Here is a 16071-nt window from a genome sequence, read left to right as displayed (position 1 = left end):
CTTGTTGCTGGTTCCTGCTTGCTACCTATGTCGCGCCGGCCTGCCGTGCGCGGTCACAGACGCTCGAAAATCGCCGCGATCCCCTGCCCGCCGCCGATGCACATCGTGACGAGCGCATAGCGCCCGCCGATGCGCTGCAGCTCGTACAGCGCCTTCACGGTGATCAGCGCGCCAGTCGCGCCGATCGGATGGCCGAGCGAAATGCCCGAGCCGTTCGGATTGACCTTGGCCGGATCGAAGCCGAGCTCCTTGCTGACCGCGCAGGCCTGCGCGGCGAATGCCTCGTTGGCCTCGATCACGTCGAGATCGGCGACCGTGAGACCCGCCCGCTCGAGCGCCTTGCGACTCGCCGGCACCGGGCCGATGCCCATATACGCCGGATCGACGCCCGCATGCGCGTACGACACGAGCCGCGCCAACGGCTTCACGCCGCGCCGCTCGGCGACGCTACGCTCCATCAGTACGACGGCCGCGGCCGCGTCGTTGATGCCCGAGGCGTTGCCCGCCGTCACCGTGCCGTTTTCCTTCGCGAACACCGGCTTCAACTTCGCGAAGTCGTCCGCGGTTGCGTTCAGCCTCGCGTGCTCGTCGGTGTCGAACACGACGTCGCCCTTCTTCGACGCAATCGTGATCGGCAGAATCTGTTCCTTGAAGTAGCCGCTCGTGATCGCGTGGGCCGCGCGACGATGCGACTCGAGCGCGAGCGCGTCCTGGGCGTCGCGCGAGATCTCGTACTTGCGCGCGACGTTCTCGGCGGTCACGCCCATGTGGATCGACTGGAAAGGATCGTTGAGCGCGCCGACCATCATGTCGACGAGACGCGCGTCGCCCATGCGCTGTCCGAAGCGCGCGGCCGGCATCGAGTAAGGCGCGCGGCTCATGTTTTCAGCGCCTCCGCCGATCGCGATATCGGCGTCGCCGAGCAGCACGCTTTGCGCGGCCGACACGATGGCCTGCAAGCCCGAGCCGCACAGCCGGTTCACGGTCAGCGCGGGCGTATGCTGCGCGACCCCGCCGTTGATCGCCGCGACGCGCGCGAGATACATGTCTTTCGGCTCGGTGTGCACGACGTTGCCGAACACGACGTGTTCGACTTCGTCGCCCGACACGCTCGCGCGCTCGAGCACTTCGCGCACCACGCGCGCGCCGAGATCGGTCGGCGCGAAATCCTTCAGGCTGCCGCCGAACGTGCCGATTGCCGTGCGCACACCACTTACCACCACTACGTCCCGTTGCATCGCTTGTCCCTCCTGTTGTCTCTCCAGTCTGCCTGGATGATTGCACCAGCGCGGGCCATGCTGCGCCGCGCGCGGCTTACGTAAAACCTAGTTCGCCAGCCGCCGCTCGACTGTCTCGCGCGACGGAATCGGCGCGACCGCGCCATAACCTTGCGTGGACAGCGCGGCGGCAACGTTCGCGTAGCGCGCGGCGGCAAATGGATCGTCGCCCGCGACGATGCGCGCGATGAAGGCGCCGCCGAAGCAGTCGCCGGCGCCGGTCGCATCGACCGCGTCGACGACATGGCCCGGCACGACGCGCCGCTCGTTCGGCGTCGCGATATACGAGCCGTCCTTGCCGAGCTTCAGCGCGACCACGCCCGGCCCATGCGACAGCAGAAAATCGACGATCTCGTCACGGCCGGTCAGCCCCGTCAGTTCGGTCACATCGTCCCAGCTCGGCAGGCAGATGTCAGTCTGGCGGATCGCCTCGAGCATCACCGCGCGCGCCCGCGCGAGCGGCCACAGCTTAAGACGCAGATTGGTGTCGAAGCTCACGCGCGCGCCATTCGCGCGCGCATGCGCGATCGCTTCGAGCGCGGCGTCGCAGGCGCTGACGCTGATCGCGAGACTGATGCCGGACAGATGGACGACCTTCGCCGCCGCGAGCGCGTCGCGCGGCAGATCGGCGGGTGCATAGCGGCTCGCCGCCGAGCCCGCGCGCAGATAGTCGAACGCGTGGCCGTTGGGGCCGTGAGACACGAAATAGACGCCGGTCGACGCTTGCGCATCGATGCGCACGAACGACGTGTCGACCTGCTCGCGCTCCCACAGATCGACCAGCAGGCGTCCGAAATGATCGGCGCCGACCGCCGACACGAAGCCGGTCCTCGCACCCTGGCGCGCGGCCGCGATGCAGAAGTTCGACGTGTCGCCGCCGAAGCCTTGCAGGTAGTTCGGTTGATCCTTCGCCGACTGGTTGAATTCGATCATCGCCTCGCCGAGCGCGAGGATGTCCGGTGTGTGAGCTTCAGGCTGTGCGGCCGCGCTGTGCGTCATCGCTTAGACCTCGCCCCACAAATCGTGGCCGTCCGCGCCCGTGATCTTCACCGATACGAAATCGCCGACCTTGTAGCGCTTCGACGCCTTGGCGGACGGCGCGACATAGACGACGCCGTCGATCTCCGGCGCATCCGCCGCGGTGCGGCCGATGCCGCCGTCCGCGTTGATTTCGTCGACGAGCACCTTCAGCGTCTTGCCGACCTTCCTCGCGATGCGCTTGGCCGACACCTGCTCGGCCACTTCCATGAAGCGCGCGCGACGTTCCTCACGCACTTCATCGGGCAGCGCGCCGTCGAGTTCATTCGCGCTCGCGCCTTCGACCGGCGAATACGCGAAACAGCCGACGCGATCGAGCTCCGCCTCGCGGATGAAATCGAGCAGCGTCTCGAACTGCTCTTCGGTCTCGCCCGGAAAGCCGGCGATGAACGTGCTGCGGATCGTCAGATCGGGGCAGATCTCGCGCCAGGCCTTGACGCGCTCCATCACCTTCCCGGCGTTGGCCGGGCGCTTCATGCGCTTCAGCACTTCCGGATGCGCGTGCTGGAACGGCACGTCGAGATACGGCAGCACGTGGCCCTTGTACGGACCCTCGGCCATCATCGGAATCACTTCGTCGACGCTCGGATACGGATACACGTAATGCAGACGCACCCACGCACCGTATTGCGCGGCGAGTTCGCCGAGCGCGGCGACCAGATCCGTCATGCGCGTCTTGATCGGCTTGCCGTTCCAGAAACCGGTGCGGTATTTGACGTCGACGCCATATGCGCTCGTGTCCTGCGAGATCACGAGCAGTTCCTTCACGCCGGACTTGAACAGGTTCTCCGCTTCGAGCATCACTTCCGCGACCGGGCGCGACACCAGATCGCCGCGCATCGACGGGATGATGCAGAACGTGCAGCGGTGATTGCAGCCTTCGGAAATCTTCAGGTACGCGTAGTGGCGCGGCGTGAGCTTGACGCCCGCGGCGGGCACCAGATCGACGAACGGATCGTGCGGCTTCGGCAGATGGCTGTGCACCGCCTGCATCACCTCGCCGAGCGCGTGCGGGCCGGTTACGGCGAGCACCTTCGGATGCACTTCCTCGATCAGCCCCGAACCGCTCGCGCTCTTCTTCGCACCGAGGCAACCGGTGACGATCACCTTGCCGTTTTCATTGAGCGCTTCGCCGATCGCGTCGAGGCTTTCCTGCACGGCTTCGTCGATGAAGCCGCAGGTGTTGACGACCACGAGGTCCGCGCCGTCATAGGTGCCGGAGATTTCGTAGCCTTCGGCGCGCAACTGGGTGATGATCTGCTCGGAATCGACGAGGGCCTTGGGGCAGCCGAGAGAGACGAAGCCGACTTTCGGCGTGGCGCCCGGCATGGCCGGAGCGTTCGAGGGGGTGGAAGACATGGGGAACCGCTTGAAGACGTTAAACCCTGAATTGTAGCGGTTCGCCACCGCCACCGCTCGTAAGTCTTTGAATTCTAGTCTTCAAACGGGGATGGGTTCGGCAGGACCAGGTTGATTCAGCTCGCTATTTTCGTCGCTGGAAACGTGCTGACGCGTCGGCGCCGACGCGCCTCCGGCCGCCAGCGCCTGGCCGATTACCGTAAGAATTTCGTCAGAGTCCTGCACTCGCCGGATCGCCGCATGCAGTTCGGCGGCTTGCGGCCAGGTCCGCTGCAGGTAGCTGAGCCACTTCTTGACGCGGCCGTGCTCATGGGTCAGCGTGCCATGCGCCCGCAGTTTGTTCATGTAGCCGACGATCGAACCCAGCACCTGTTGCCATTCGTCGGCAGATGGACACGGGTCGAGGAGCCCGCGGATTCGCTGCGCGAGGAACGGATCCGACACGGCGCCGCGCCCGATCATCACGTCCGCGCAGCCGCTGACCGAGCGGCAACGCTGCCAGTCCGCCACCGTCCAGACTTCGCCGTTCGCGATGACGGGCACGTCGACGGCGTCGTCGATGCGCGCGATCCACTCCCAGTGCGCCGGCGGCCGATAGCGGTCGTCGCGCGTGCGCGCATGCACGACGAGCGAGGCCGCGCCGCCGTCCGCGAGCGCCTGCGCGCATTCGATCGCCCGCGACGTGTCGGACACGCCGAGGCGCATTTTTGCCGTCACCGCGATATCGGCAGGCACCGCGGCGCGCACGGCCGAGACGATCTGGTTCAGCAACTTCGGGTTCGCGAGCAGCATCGCGCCGCCGCCGTGCTGATTGACGACTTTGGCGGGACAGCCGAAGTTCAGGTCGATACCGTAGGGCGACAGCATGGCCGCGTACGCGGCATTGCGTGCCATCCACTCGGGATCGCTGCCGAGCAGCTGGATCACCATCGGCGTGCCGCTGGCGGTCACGCTCGCGTGCAGGATTTCGGGCGCCTCGCGCTCGTAGACGCGGGTTGGCAGCAGCGAGCCTGTGATGCGGATGAACTCGGACACGCAGCCGTCGAAAGCGCCCGCGCTCGTCAGCACGTCGCGCAGCACATAGTCAGCGAGCCCTTCCATTGGGGCGAGAAACAGCCGGCTCATGAGCGGTGTGGGTGAACGGCGGGTCAGAGCAGAATGAGCCGCGCGGCCTTCGCAACGGAAGACGCTGACGCGATCAGGGAGACGGTCTGAAACATAGGACGGGTCCAGCGGAAGAAAAACGGTAACGGCGCAAGCAGCGGTGTGCCGGCAGTGGACGCAACGGACATCGAGCCGCGGCCGGAATCCGGTTCCGACGGAAAAGCGTCCCCACGCGCGGGCCGCCATTGTAGCGCGTCGGCGGCTGCACTCCCGCGAGCTCGCCGCCATTCACTCCTTCACTTCTTCTCCGTCTCCGGATTGGCCTGCGGCGTGGCCGGCGCATTGCTCACATTGCTCGCATTGCTCGCATTGCTCGCAGTGACCGCGCCGCCCGGCGTAAACGGGAACGTGGCGAACATGGTCTTCGCCTGATTCTGCATCTGCTCCTGCATCTGCACGAACATGTTCTTCGATTGCTCGATGTAGCTGGTCATCATGCCCTGCATCATCGGCGCCTGCATATTCATGAACTGCGACCAGACTTCGGGGTTCATCGCCTTGCCTTCATAGAGATTCTTCGACTGGTCGGCAAGCTTCGCCTGAATGTCGATGAAGGCCTGGATGTTCTTTTCCAGATACGTGCCCATCATGCCCTGCATCGCATGACCGTAGAACCGGATGATCTGCGACAGCATCGACGACGAGAACATCGGCAGGCCGCCGCTCTCTTCTTCGAGAATGATCTGCAGCAGGATCGAGCGCGTCAGGTCCTCGTTGCTTTTGGCATCGATCACCTTGAAATCTTCCTGATCGAGCACGAGTTGCTTCACATCAGTCAGCGTGATGTAGGTACTCGTCTCGGTGTCGTAGAGCCGACGATTCGGATATTTCTTGATCAGTCGTTCGGCCGTTTTCTTTGTAGTAGTAGTCATGTAACGCCTTTAAGCTCGAGTTAAGCAAACGCGGAAACGGCGTCCGGGCTGTGCAACGGGATCCATTGCGCAGCCGGGACGCCGGCGAAACCATCTGAGCCGAAGCGCGCCACCTTCCGGTCCGGCGCGCCGATGGCTCAGCCCATATGCAAGCCGCCGTTCAGCGAAAAATCGGCGCCCGTGGCGAAGCCCGATTCTTCCGACGCAAGCCACGCGACGATCGAGCCGATTTCGCCCGGCTGACCGAGGCGGCGCACCGGAATCGTCGCGACGATTTTTTCCAGCACGTCGGGGCGGATCGCCTTGACCATGTCGGTGCCGATGTAGCCCGGCGACACGGTGTTGACCGTCACGCCCTTGGTCGCCACTTCCTGCGCGAGCGACATCGTAAAGCCATGAATGCCGGCCTTCGCGGTCGAATAATTGGTCTGGCCGAACTGGCCCTTCTGGCCGTTCACCGACGAAATGTTGATCACCCGGCCAAAGCCCCGCTCGACCATGCCGTCGATTACCTGCTTGGTGACGTTGAACAGGCTGGTCAGATTGGTGTCGATCACCGCCGTCCAGTCTTCGTGCGTCATCTTGCGGAACACGACGTCGCGCGTGATGCCGGCATTGTTGACCAGCACGTCGATCTCGCCGACTTCGGCCTTGACCTTGTCGAATGCGTCCTTGGTCGATTGCCAGTCACCGACGTTACCCTCGGAGGCGACGAAGTCGTAGCCGAGTACCTTCTGTTCGTCGAGCCACTTCGCACGGCGCGGCGAATTCGGGCCGCAGCCGGCGATCACCCTGAAGCCTTCCTTGTGCAGACGCTGGCAGATGCTGGTGCCGATGCCGCCCATGCCGCCCGTTACGTACGCAATTCGCTGTGTCATAAACCACACTCCGTTATCGTTGTCGAGGCGCCTGCCGGCGGCCTCGTGCCTCACCTGATGCTGGTTCGCGTTGCCGCCGGGCGACCGTCTGGCAACGCGCACTGCACACGAGTCACCTGTTGCAGCGCGCCGCACCGCCAGTTGGCGTGCCGCGCGGCCAGATGCCTGTGCTGGCGAAGACCGCGCGCGACCGGTCGCGAGTGCGCGCGGCGTACCCAGCGTACTTTAAACGCGCTCGACCGCGAGCGCGACACCCATGCCGCCGCCGATACACAGCGACGCCAGACCCTTCTTCGCATCGCGCTTCTGCATTTCGTGCAGCAGCGTGACGAGAATCCGGCAACCGGACGCGCCGATCGGGTGGCCGATCGCGATCGCGCCGCCGTTCACGTTGATCTTCGACGTGTCCCAGCCCATCTGCTTGTGCACGGCGAGCGCCTGCGCGGCAAACGCTTCGTTGATTTCCATCAGGTCGAGATCGGCCGGCGTCCAGCCCGCGCGCTCGAGGCAACGGCGCGAAGCCGGTACCGGGCCCATACCCATCACCTTCGGATCGACACCCGCGTTCGCGTATGCCTTGATGCGCGCGAGCGGCGTGAGGCCGAGCGCTTCCGCTTTTTTCAGCGACATCACGAGCACCGCGGCTGCGCCGTCGTTCAGACCCGATGCGTTGGCCGCCGTGACCGTGCCTTCCTTCGAGAACGCCGGCTTCAGGCTCGCGAGTGATTCGGCCGTCACGCCATGACGCACGAATTCGTCGGTGGTGAAGCGCAGCGGCTCGCCCTTGCGTTGCGGAATCTCGACCGGCACGATTTCGTCGTTGAAGCGCCCCGCCTTCTGCGCGGCTTCCGCCTTGTTCTGCGACAGCGCCGCGAACGCGTCCTGCTGTTCGCGCGTGATGCCGTGCTCCTTCGCGACGTTCTCGGCCGTCACGCCCATGTGGTACTGGTTGTAGACGTCCCACAGGCCGTCGACGATCATCGAGTCGATCAGCTTCGCGTCGCCCATGCGGAAACCGTCGCGCGAACCCGGCAGCACGTGCGGCGCGGCGCTCATGTTTTCCTGGCCGCCTGCCACGACGATGTCCGCGTCACCGGCGATGATCGCGTTGGCCGCGAGCATCACGGCCTTCAGACCCGAGCCGCAGACCTTGTTGATCGTCATGCCCGGCACGGCCGCCGGCAAACCCGCCTTGATCAGCGCCTGACGCGCGGGGTTCTGACCGGAGCCCGCCGTCAGCACCTGGCCCAGAATAACTTCGCTCACCTGTTCCGGCTTCACGCCGGCCCGTTCGAGCACGGCGCGCACCGCGAGCGCGCCGAGTTCAGGTGCGGCAATCTTCGCCAGCGACCCACCAAACTTGCCCACTGCAGTACGAGCGGCCGATACGATCACAACATCAGTCATTTCCATATCCTCCGGGCATCCCGGCCAACTGCGCCACAGCCCGTTACGTTAAAAATTGCGTTGCAACTTGCGTTGCTCTCACGCCTTCATCAACCAGACGCTCATTCACCTGCCAAACACCTATGCACCGGCCGACTGCGCACTATGCCGACGTCGACAGCAATGCCGTCCGCGCGCGTCGAGCCTGTGCGTGAACCTACTCCCGTTGCCGCACGTAGCGGCCCGGCGCCGGCTCGATGACCGGGAATTCGTCGGAGCCCAAATTGGCGCGCGGCTTCACTTTCTTGCCGCCGTACTGATCGAGCCAGTCGGTCCATTCCGGCCACCAGCTGCCGGGCACTTCGGTCGCCGCGTCGAACCATTCGTCCGCGCTTTCGGGCAGCGTGTTCGCGTCGGTATCGAGCTTCCAGAAGCTGCGCTTCTTCTTCGCGGGCGGATTGATCACGCCGGCGATATGGCCCGACGCGCCGAGCACGAACTTTAGCGGCCCGGTGAGCAGCGGCGCCGACGCATACGCGGTTTGCCACGGCACGATATGGTCTTCGCGCGAACCGTAGATGAAGGTCGGCACGTCGATCTTCGACAGATCGATCGGCTCGCCGCAGGTGGTCAGCGCACCGGGCTCGCGCAGCTTGTTCTCGAGATACGTGTTGCGCAGATACCAGACGTACATCGGCCCAGGCAGACTGGTCGAATCGCTGTTCCAGTACAGCAGGTCGAACGGTACCGGCGTGCGGCCCTTCAGGTAACTGTCGACGACGTAGTTCCACACGAGGTCGTTCGGGCGCAGGAACGAGAACGTGTTCGCGAACTCGACGCCGCGCATCAGTCCCGGCGGCGCGCCGTTCTTGCCGCCGATGCTCTGCTCGCGCATCTGCACGTGCGCCTCGTCGACGAACACGTCGAGCACGCCCGTGTCGGAGAAGTCGAGCATCGCGGTGAGCAGCGTCATCGACGCGGCCGGATGTTCGCCGCGCGCCGCAGCCACCGCGAGCGCGGTGGCGAGCATCGTGCCGCCGACGCAAAAGCCGAGCGTATTGATCTGCTCGCGGCCGCTGATCTTGCGCACGGTGTCGATCGAGGTGAGCACACCCTCGCCGATGTAGTCGTCCCACGTCTTGTGCGCGATGGACTGATCCGCGTTGCGCCACGAAATCAGGAACACCTGATGGCCCGAATCAAGCCCGTGCGCGACGAGCGAGTTTTCGGGCTGCAGGTCGAGAATGTAGTACTTGTTGATGCACGGCGGCACGATCAGGAGCGGCCGCTCGCGCACGGTCGCCGTGCGCGGCTTGTACTGGATCAGCTGCAGCAGATCGTTCTCGAACACGACCGAGCCTTCGGTGTTCGCGAGGTTCTCGCCGACCGCGAAACGCGATTCGTCGGTTTGGGAAATCTTGCCGCGCTGCATGTCGGTGAGCAGGTTCATCACGCCCTGGCGCAAGCTCTCGCCTTTGCTGTCGAGCAGCGTTTTCTGCGCTTCGGGATTCAGCGCGAAGAAGTTGCTCGGCGAGGCCGCCGCGGTCCACTGCTGGACCGCGAAGCGAATGCGCTCGCGGGTTTTCGGCTGGGTGTCGAGCGCGTCGACCATCTGCTGCAGATAGCGCGCGTTCAGCAGATACCACGCGGCGGTGAACGCGTAGGCGGGCGCCGCGCTCCAGGCGTCCGCGCTAAAGCGCCGGTCCTTGAGCTCAGGCGCCTTGATCGCCGACGTGGTGGCCTGCTGGATCAGTTCCATCGCCTCGCGCGAATAGTCGGTCTGCAGCTTCTGCAAACGCTCGGGCGGAATCGCGGCGGTGGGAATGCTCAGCCCCGGCAACGACGGCAACGCACCGGCGGCCAGCTTGCTGAAGTCGGGCATGCCGGGAAACGCCGGTATTTGCGGGAAGCCCGCCGTTATCTGTGCAAGGTCCGGCATCTGCGGCATTGAGGGCATCTGAAATGCCATGCCATTGGGCTGCGCGCCGAACGAACGCCAGGCGTTCATCCAGGCGTCGAGAAATTGCTGCATGCCTGCGGCTGACGATGCACCGCTCGTACCGGCCTGCTGCGTCTGCTCCTTCGAGGAGTCGGTGCTGGGGGAAGCTGAGGAATGAGATGCTGCCATACCTGCTTTTGACCGGTAAGTCCTTGCGGACGGGTTGAGAGGCAGTTCCGTGCGCACGTGGCGATTGCTCGCGACTTCGTCACGCCCTGTCCCATGAACGACGAGGAGCTTAGAAGGAACATTCTTGCTCCCCATCACAAGGCATGTCAATGCTTGCTCCCGATTTTGCCGCAGTGCGATAGTTTTTTAATTATCGTTTTCCCTGTATGGCAAATCGCGCTTTAACGAATCAAATGATGCTTGCCGCGGGTAAATCCGAAAAACTCCTATGGCGCATGGCACTTAAGCATATTTATTCGTTCGGTCGCCCACACAGCTGGCGGGCGATTCGCGCTATCGGCGGGCCTTCCGGCGGCGCAACAAAAAATGCGCGTGAAGGCCGGGGAACGGGCCGTCAGCGACGCGTCGGCAGTGGGATTCGCGAATAACGACCCGGTGCGCATTCACGCGAAATAAAACCACGGCTCGATTTTAAAAGTATGACAAGATGCGCCCGCGCGGCATCCCGAATTAATCGGCAATTGATTGCGCCTGTTCGTCGATCCAGATCAACGCGGCCATGCGACCGGTCTCGCGATCACGGCGATACGAATAAAAACGCTCGCGCAACGTGACCGTGCACAGATCGCCGCCGCTGATGCACGTAAGGCCGAGCCGCTGCAGGCGCAGGCGGGCCAGCGCCGGCAGATCGGCGAGATATTTGCCGGCATTCGCGGGATGCGCGACGAACGCCTGCGCGGTCGCGTCGCGTTGTGCATCGTCGGCACCGGTCATGAAGGCGTCACGCACGTCTGCGCCGACTTCGAACGCGGTGGGCCCGATCGACGGCCCGAGGTACGCATGCAGCTCGCTCGCCCGCACACCCGCCAGCGCCGCGACCCGCGCGGCGGTCTGCTCGACGATGCCCGCCGCGAGTCCGCGCCACCCGGCATGCGCGGCGCCGACCGCGCGCCCCGCTTCGTCGCACAACAGCACCGGCATGCAATCGGCGACCATGACGACGCACGCGATGCCCGCGCCATCGGTGACGCTCGCGTCGGCGCGCGCCGGCGCACCATGGTCGCGCGCGTGCGCGATCGCATCCTCGGCGCGGACGACGCCGGCGCCATGGATCTGTTCGAGCCACGCGGCCTCGCGAACACCGGCAAGCGCGACGAGCCGTGCCCGATTGCTCGCGACCGCGGCGGGATCGTCGCCGGTCTTCGTGCCCAGATTCAGCCCGCCGGGCTGGTCGGCGCCGTCGCGCCAGCGGCCGAACGGCGCGTTGCTGACGCCGCCGTCGCGGGTGGTCACGAGCGCGCGCACGCGCGGCGACACGTTCCATGCGGGTTGCACGACATCGGCAAAACCCAGCTCCGGGAGATTGGTGCTCATGCGTGATCGTCCTCGTCGTGGTCGCTGCCTTCATCGTACGCGCCGTCGTCGACCGATGCATCGTAGTCCTCATCCTCGCCATACGCATCGTCGAACTCGCCCGCGTCGTCGCGACCCAGACCGAGCGCGGCCGACAACGCCCCGATGTCGGCCGGCACGTCGGCGCGCCATTGCATCGAGCGGCCGGTCTTCGGATGAATCAGGCCGAGCCGCCACGCGTGCAGCGCCTGGCGCGCGAAGCCGTCTGGCAGCGGCGCGACCGAGCGCTTGCCGCGCGCGCGTCCGTACACGGGATCGCCGAGCAACGGATGACCGATGTGCGCGCAATGCACGCGAATCTGATGCGTGCGCCCCGTCTCCAGATCGCAGTGAATCGCCGTGACCGGCTGACGCTGCCAGATCGCCGAGGCCACGCGCCGGAAATGCGTGCGCGCCGGCTTGCCGGCCGCGCCCGTCACCACGGCCATGCGCGTGCGCTCGCGCGGATCACGGCCGATCGGCGCGTCGATCGTGCCTTCGTCGGGCAGGTTGCCCCACACGAGCGCGAGGTAGCGGCGCTTGACCGTGCGCGCCTGCAACTGGCGCACGAGGTCGGTTTGCGCCTCGAGCGTGCGCGCGACCACCATCAGCCCCGAGGTCTCCTTGTCGAGCCGATGCACGATGCCCGCGCGCGGCAGACCCGCCGCGGACTCGCCATAGCGGTAGAGCAGCCCGTTCAGCACGGTGCCGCTCCAGTTGCCAGCCGCCGGATGCACGACCATGCCGGCCGGCTTGTTGATGACGACGAGCGTGTCGTCCTCGTAGACGATGTCGAGCGGCACCGGCTCGGGCGTGAAGGCGAGCTGCTGGGGCAGCAGATCGGGCACGAGCTCGATCGTCGCGCCAAGCGGCACCGGCTGGCGGATCTTCGCCGCCTTGCCGTCGACGCGCACCCGCTGCGCCTCGATCCAGCTTTGCAGACGGCTGCGCGAGAACTCCGGGAATACTTTGGCGAGCACCTTGTCGAGGCGCTCGCCGGCCAGTTCGTCGGGTACCACGACGCTGCGCGGCGCTTCGTCGGCCGCGCGCACGGGCACGGGTGCCGCCGCGGCCGCAGAGCCTTGCGGGCTGCTTGCGGCGAGCGCGTCGCTGGAGAAATCGTCGTCGAGGGAATCGACGCCCAACGCGTCGGCCGGGTCGGCGCTTACGCTATAATCTTCGTTGCCATTCCCGGCGCCTGCGGCGCCTGGAGTATTTGAGCGGGTCATTGAATCTGGGTCACCTGGACGTAAAGCTAGACTGGAAAATGCGAGCCTTGAACACCATCACTGAAGCGGCGATCAATTTGGCGGCCATCAAGAAGGCGGCCCGGAAAGTGGCCGGATACATTGCGTGCGCCGCGGCCGTCGTCGCTGTTGCGGCTTGCCACGGCCTGCCGGAGAAGACCGACGAAACGGCAGCGTGGAACAACAACAAATTATATACGGAGGCGAACGACGCACTGACCGGTGGTGACTGGGGCAAGTGCGCGAAGTATTTCGAGCTGCTCGAGGGCCGCGACCCGTTCGGCCACTTCGCCCAGCAGGCGCAGATCAACGTCGCGTACTGCAACTGGAAAGACAACGAAAACGCCGCCGCCGACCAGGCCATCGACCGCTTCATCCAGCTGCACCCGGATCATCCGGACATCGCCTACGCGTATTACCTGAAGGGCATGATCCACTTCAACGACGACCTCGGTCTGTTCGGCCGCTTCTCGGGCCAGGATATGAGCGAGCGCGATCCGAAGTCACTGCGCGAGTCGTATGACGCGTTCAAGGTCGTGGTGGACCGCTTCCCGAACAGCAAGTACGCGGCGGACGCCGCGCAGCGCATGCGCTACATCGTGAATGCGCTCGCATCGCACGAAGTCCACGCCGCGGACTACTACTATCGCCGCGGCGCCTATGTCGCCGCCATCAACCGTGCGCAGCTCGCATTGCGCGAGTACAAGAACGCGCCGGCCATCGAAGACGCGCTGCACATCATGATCCTGTCGTACGAGAAGCTGAACAACCAGCAACTCGCCGACGACACTCGTCGCGTGCTGGCCGGCACCTTCCCCGACAGCCCGTACGTGACCGGCCACGCACGGCCCGGCACGGCGAAGTCGTGGTGGCAGTTCTGAGCCCTCACGCGCCGACGGCACACTGACCTTCGTCTGAAAACGAAAACGCCACGACCTCGGTCGTGGCGTTTTCGTTTATGCGCGCCGCGAGACTCAATCGCGCTCGAACAGCGCAATCGATTCCACGTGCGACGTATGCGGGAACATATTGACGACGCCCGCGCCCACCAGCCGATAGCCGGCCTCATGCACGAGCAGCCCGGCATCGCGCGCGAGCGTGGCCGGCGCGCACGACACATAGACGATGCGCGTCGGCAGCGGCCCGTTGCCGCTCTGCGCGATCTCCGCGAGCGCCTTCGCGATCGCGAGCGCGCCTTCGCGCGGCGGATCGACGAGGAACTTGTCGAACTGGCCGAGGGCGCGCAAGTCGTCGGCGGTGACTTCGAACAGGTTGCGGCACGCGAACGACGTATGCCCGGCGACGCCATTCAGCTCCGCATTCGCGAGCGCGCGCTGGGTCAGCACTTCGCTACCCTCGATGCCGACCACTTCCCGCGAGATTCGCGCGAGCGGCAGCGTGAAGTTGCCGATCCCGCAGAACAGGTCGAGCACGCGGTCGGTGCGTGCCGGCGCCAGCAGGCGCAGCGCGCGGCTCACCAGCACGCGGTTGATCGCGTGATTGACCTGGGTGAAATCAGTTGGCTTGAACGGCATACGGATGCCGTATTCGGGCAGCGTGTAGTCGAGCTGCACGTCGAGAGGATAAAGCGGCGTGACCGTGTCGGGACCGCCCGGCTGGATCCAGAACTGCACCTTGTGCTCGTCCGCGAACTCGCGCAGCACCTGCTCGTCCCCGGCCGTCAGCGGTTCGAGGTTGCGCACGACGAGCGCCGTGACCGACGAGCCGACCGCGAGCTCGAGCTGCGGCACGCGGTCGTAGATAGACAGCTTGCGGACCATGAAACGCAGCGGCATCAGCATCGCCGACACGTGCGGCGGCAGCACCTCGCAGGTCTTCATGTCGGCGATATAGCTGCTCTTTTTCTCGTGAAAGCCGATGCGCATGCCGCCGCGCTCCGGCAGATAGCGCACCGCGAGCCGCGCGCGATAGCGATAACCCCAGGACGGCCCGTGAATCGGCCGGAACACCGTTTCGGGGCGCAGCTTCGCCAGATGCTGCAGGCTGTCCTCGAGCACGCGCTGCTTGACCGCCACCTGCGCGCGCATGTCGAGATGCTGCATCGAGCAGCCGCCGCAGATGTTGAAGTACGTGCATTTCGGCGTCGTGCGGAGCACGCTTTCGCGGAACACCTGGACGACCTCGGCCTGCTCGAATTTCGGCTTGCTGCGATGCGTCGAATAACTGACGAGTTCACCCGGCAGCGCGCCTTCGACGAACACGACCTTGCCCGGCGTGCCGTCTTCGCTCGTGGTGCGGCCCACGCCACGCGCTTCCATATCGAGCGAAACGATTTCGATGAGCGGTTCGTTGCCGGTAATGACGGGCGCCGGCGCCGGGGCGTGCGCCCTGGCATGCTTCGATGAGCGCCGCGGCGAGCGACGTTGGGGGGCAGTTCGGGACACCTGCGGACTTCCTGACAAACTATGGGGAAAGGCGGGATTGTAGACGAAGCGCCGGGCTTGCCTGCGATGCGGTGCGGACCACACGCGGAGCGAGTGCGGATCGCGGCCCGGATTGCGGCTCCCCGGCGGAGGCTCTGCTCGCGCGCGCTTACTGCTCGAACGCCGCCAGATACTCGGCCCACTGCGGCGCGCTTTCCAGCGCGAGCGCGTTCTTCACGAGGTTGATCTCGTCAGCATACTCCGACGGCGAAAAACCACCGCGCATCAGTTGGAAGCGGCAATACAGCAAGTACGTATTGACGACGTCGGTCTCGCAGTAATTGCGGATTTCCTCGATACGCCCTTGCTGGAACGCCTGCCACACCTGACTGCCGTCCATGCCCATCTTGCCCGGAAAGCCACACATCTTCGCGAGCGCGTCGAGCGGCGCGTTCGCGCGCGCCTGGTACATCGCGAGCACGTCCATCAGATCGGTGTGCCGCGCGTGGTAGCGGCTGATGTAGTTGTTCCACTTGAAGTCGCGGTCGTCCTCGCCGAGATCCCAGAACCGGTAGGCGGGGATGCCGTTGACGAGCGCGCGATAGTTGAGCACCGGCAGATCGAAACCGCCGCCGTTCCACGACACGAGTTGCGGCGTGTACTTTTCGATCACGCGATAGAACGACTGCACGAGCGTCGCCTCGCCGTCCTCGGGCGTACCGAGCGAGCGCACGCGAAAACCGTTGTTGTCACGGAACACGCAGGAAATCGCCGCGACCCGCTGGAGGTGATGCGGCAGAAAATCGCTGCCAGTTTTTTCGCGGCGTGCGGCGAACGCGTGCTCGGCGACGTCGGCGTCGCTCATCGACGCGGGCAAATCTTCAAGCCGGCGGATGCCGGCGACATCGGGAATCGTCTCGATGTCGAAAACAAGAATCGGTGTCAT

General features: G+C 65.2%; 13 protein-coding genes. 1 reads left to right on the top strand and 12 read right to left on the bottom strand.

The genetic code is table 11. The features are described 5' to 3' along the window. Positions 1–53 precede the first annotated feature (53 nt). The 10 genes from bktB to HDG34_RS29235 form a co-directional block, all read right to left on the bottom strand. On the bottom strand, positions 54–1238 hold the full coding sequence (gene bktB, locus HDG34_RS29280) for a beta-ketothiolase BktB (protein WP_184064952.1): 1185 nt from the start codon (positions 1236–1238) through the stop codon (positions 54–56). A gap of 87 nt (positions 1239–1325) precedes the next feature. Further along, positions 1326–2276: a sugar kinase gene (locus HDG34_RS29275; RefSeq protein ID WP_090804664.1), complete on the bottom strand. Its 951-nt coding sequence runs from the start codon at positions 2274–2276 to the stop codon at positions 1326–1328. Positions 2277–2279: 3 nt separating this feature from the next. Then, positions 2280–3674, bottom strand: a complete 1395-nt coding sequence (gene rimO, locus HDG34_RS29270; protein WP_184064949.1) for a 30S ribosomal protein S12 methylthiotransferase RimO — start codon at positions 3672–3674, stop codon at positions 2280–2282. An 81-nt stretch (positions 3675–3755) separates the two neighbouring features. After that, positions 3756–4799, bottom strand: coding sequence for a tRNA-dihydrouridine synthase (locus tag HDG34_RS29265; RefSeq protein WP_184064946.1), 1044 nt, complete (start codon positions 4797–4799; stop codon positions 3756–3758). 275 nt (positions 4800–5074) lie between these two features. After that, positions 5075–5710, bottom strand: a complete 636-nt coding sequence (gene phaR / locus HDG34_RS29260; RefSeq protein WP_184064943.1) for a polyhydroxyalkanoate synthesis repressor PhaR — start codon at positions 5708–5710, stop codon at positions 5075–5077. A 137-nt stretch (positions 5711–5847) separates the two neighbouring features. Beyond that, entirely contained in the window at positions 5848–6588 is a 741-nt protein-coding gene (locus tag HDG34_RS29255; RefSeq protein ID WP_184003457.1) for a 3-ketoacyl-ACP reductase, read from the bottom strand. Positions 6589–6813: 225 nt separating this feature from the next. Further along, on the bottom strand, positions 6814–7995 hold the full coding sequence (locus HDG34_RS29250) for an acetyl-CoA C-acetyltransferase (protein WP_184043870.1): 1182 nt from the start codon (positions 7993–7995) through the stop codon (positions 6814–6816). Positions 7996–8191: 196 nt separating this feature from the next. Beyond that, positions 8192–10006, bottom strand: coding sequence for a class I poly(R)-hydroxyalkanoic acid synthase (phaC, locus tag HDG34_RS29245; protein ID WP_184065078.1), 1815 nt, complete (start codon positions 10004–10006; stop codon positions 8192–8194). Between the two features lie 606 nt (positions 10007–10612). Then, positions 10613–11476 carry a peptidoglycan editing factor PgeF gene (pgeF, locus tag HDG34_RS29240; RefSeq protein ID WP_184064940.1) on the bottom strand — a complete coding sequence of 288 codons (864 nt, stop codon included), beginning with the start codon at positions 11474–11476 and terminating at the stop codon, positions 10613–10615. Beyond that, a complete protein-coding gene (locus HDG34_RS29235) occupies positions 11473–12723 on the bottom strand; it encodes an RluA family pseudouridine synthase (protein ID WP_184064937.1) in 1251 nt (416 codons plus the stop codon). The genes pgeF and HDG34_RS29235 overlap by 4 nt, the downstream gene beginning before the upstream one ends. 38 nt (positions 12724–12761) lie before the next feature. Here HDG34_RS29235 and HDG34_RS29230 point away from each other — a divergent pair, with 38 nt between their 5' ends. Further along, a complete protein-coding gene (locus HDG34_RS29230; protein WP_090804648.1) occupies positions 12762–13622 on the top strand; it encodes an outer membrane protein assembly factor BamD in 861 nt (286 codons plus the stop codon). A gap of 93 nt (positions 13623–13715) precedes the next feature. On the opposite strand, the gene rlmD is transcribed toward HDG34_RS29230, so the two are convergent. Then, a complete protein-coding gene (gene rlmD, locus HDG34_RS29225; protein WP_184064933.1) occupies positions 13716–15146 on the bottom strand; it encodes a 23S rRNA (uracil(1939)-C(5))-methyltransferase RlmD in 1431 nt (476 codons plus the stop codon). Between the two features lie 148 nt (positions 15147–15294). Further along, positions 15295–16071 (bottom strand): 3'-5' exonuclease, encoded by a 777-nt coding sequence (locus tag HDG34_RS29220; RefSeq protein ID WP_184064915.1) that lies wholly within the window; start codon positions 16069–16071, stop codon positions 15295–15297.

It is taken from the genome of Paraburkholderia sp. HC6.4b, from assembly GCF_014200875.1.
Classification (GTDB): Bacteria; Pseudomonadota; Gammaproteobacteria; order Burkholderiales; family Burkholderiaceae; genus Paraburkholderia; species Paraburkholderia tuberum.
This window is presented reverse-complemented; position numbering and strand designations above follow the sequence as displayed.

Excerpts from the sequence above, each read along its gene's own strand:
- HDG34_RS29275 (WP_090804664.1), bottom strand. The coding sequence starts at position 2,276 with ATGACGCACAGCGCGGCCGCACAGCCTGAAGCTCACACACCGGACATC.
- HDG34_RS29230 (WP_090804648.1), top strand. The coding sequence starts at position 12,762 with ATGCGAGCCTTGAACACCATCACTGAAGCGGCGATCAATTTGGCGGCC.
- bktB (WP_184064952.1), bottom strand. The coding sequence starts at position 1,238 with ATGCAACGGGACGTAGTGGTGGTAAGTGGTGTGCGCACGGCAATCGGC.
- HDG34_RS29250 (WP_184043870.1), bottom strand. The coding sequence starts at position 7,995 with ATGACTGATGTTGTGATCGTATCGGCCGCTCGTACTGCAGTGGGCAAG.
- phaR (WP_184064943.1), bottom strand. The coding sequence starts at position 5,710 with ATGACTACTACTACAAAGAAAACGGCCGAACGACTGATCAAGAAATAT.
- HDG34_RS29220 (WP_184064915.1), bottom strand. The coding sequence starts at position 16,071 with ATGACACCGATTCTTGTTTTCGACATCGAGACGATTCCCGATGTCGCC.
- pgeF (WP_184064940.1), bottom strand. The coding sequence starts at position 11,476 with ATGAGCACCAATCTCCCGGAGCTGGGTTTTGCCGATGTCGTGCAACCC.
- HDG34_RS29265 (WP_184064946.1), bottom strand. The coding sequence starts at position 4,799 with ATGAGCCGGCTGTTTCTCGCCCCAATGGAAGGGCTCGCTGACTATGTG.
- HDG34_RS29255 (WP_184003457.1), bottom strand. The coding sequence starts at position 6,588 with ATGACACAGCGAATTGCGTACGTAACGGGCGGCATGGGCGGCATCGGC.
- HDG34_RS29235 (WP_184064937.1), bottom strand. The coding sequence starts at position 12,723 with ATGACCCGCTCAAATACTCCAGGCGCCGCAGGCGCCGGGAATGGCAAC.
- phaC (WP_184065078.1), bottom strand. The coding sequence starts at position 10,006 with ATGCAGCAATTTCTCGACGCCTGGATGAACGCCTGGCGTTCGTTCGGC.
- rimO (WP_184064949.1), bottom strand. The coding sequence starts at position 3,674 with ATGTCTTCCACCCCCTCGAACGCTCCGGCCATGCCGGGCGCCACGCCG.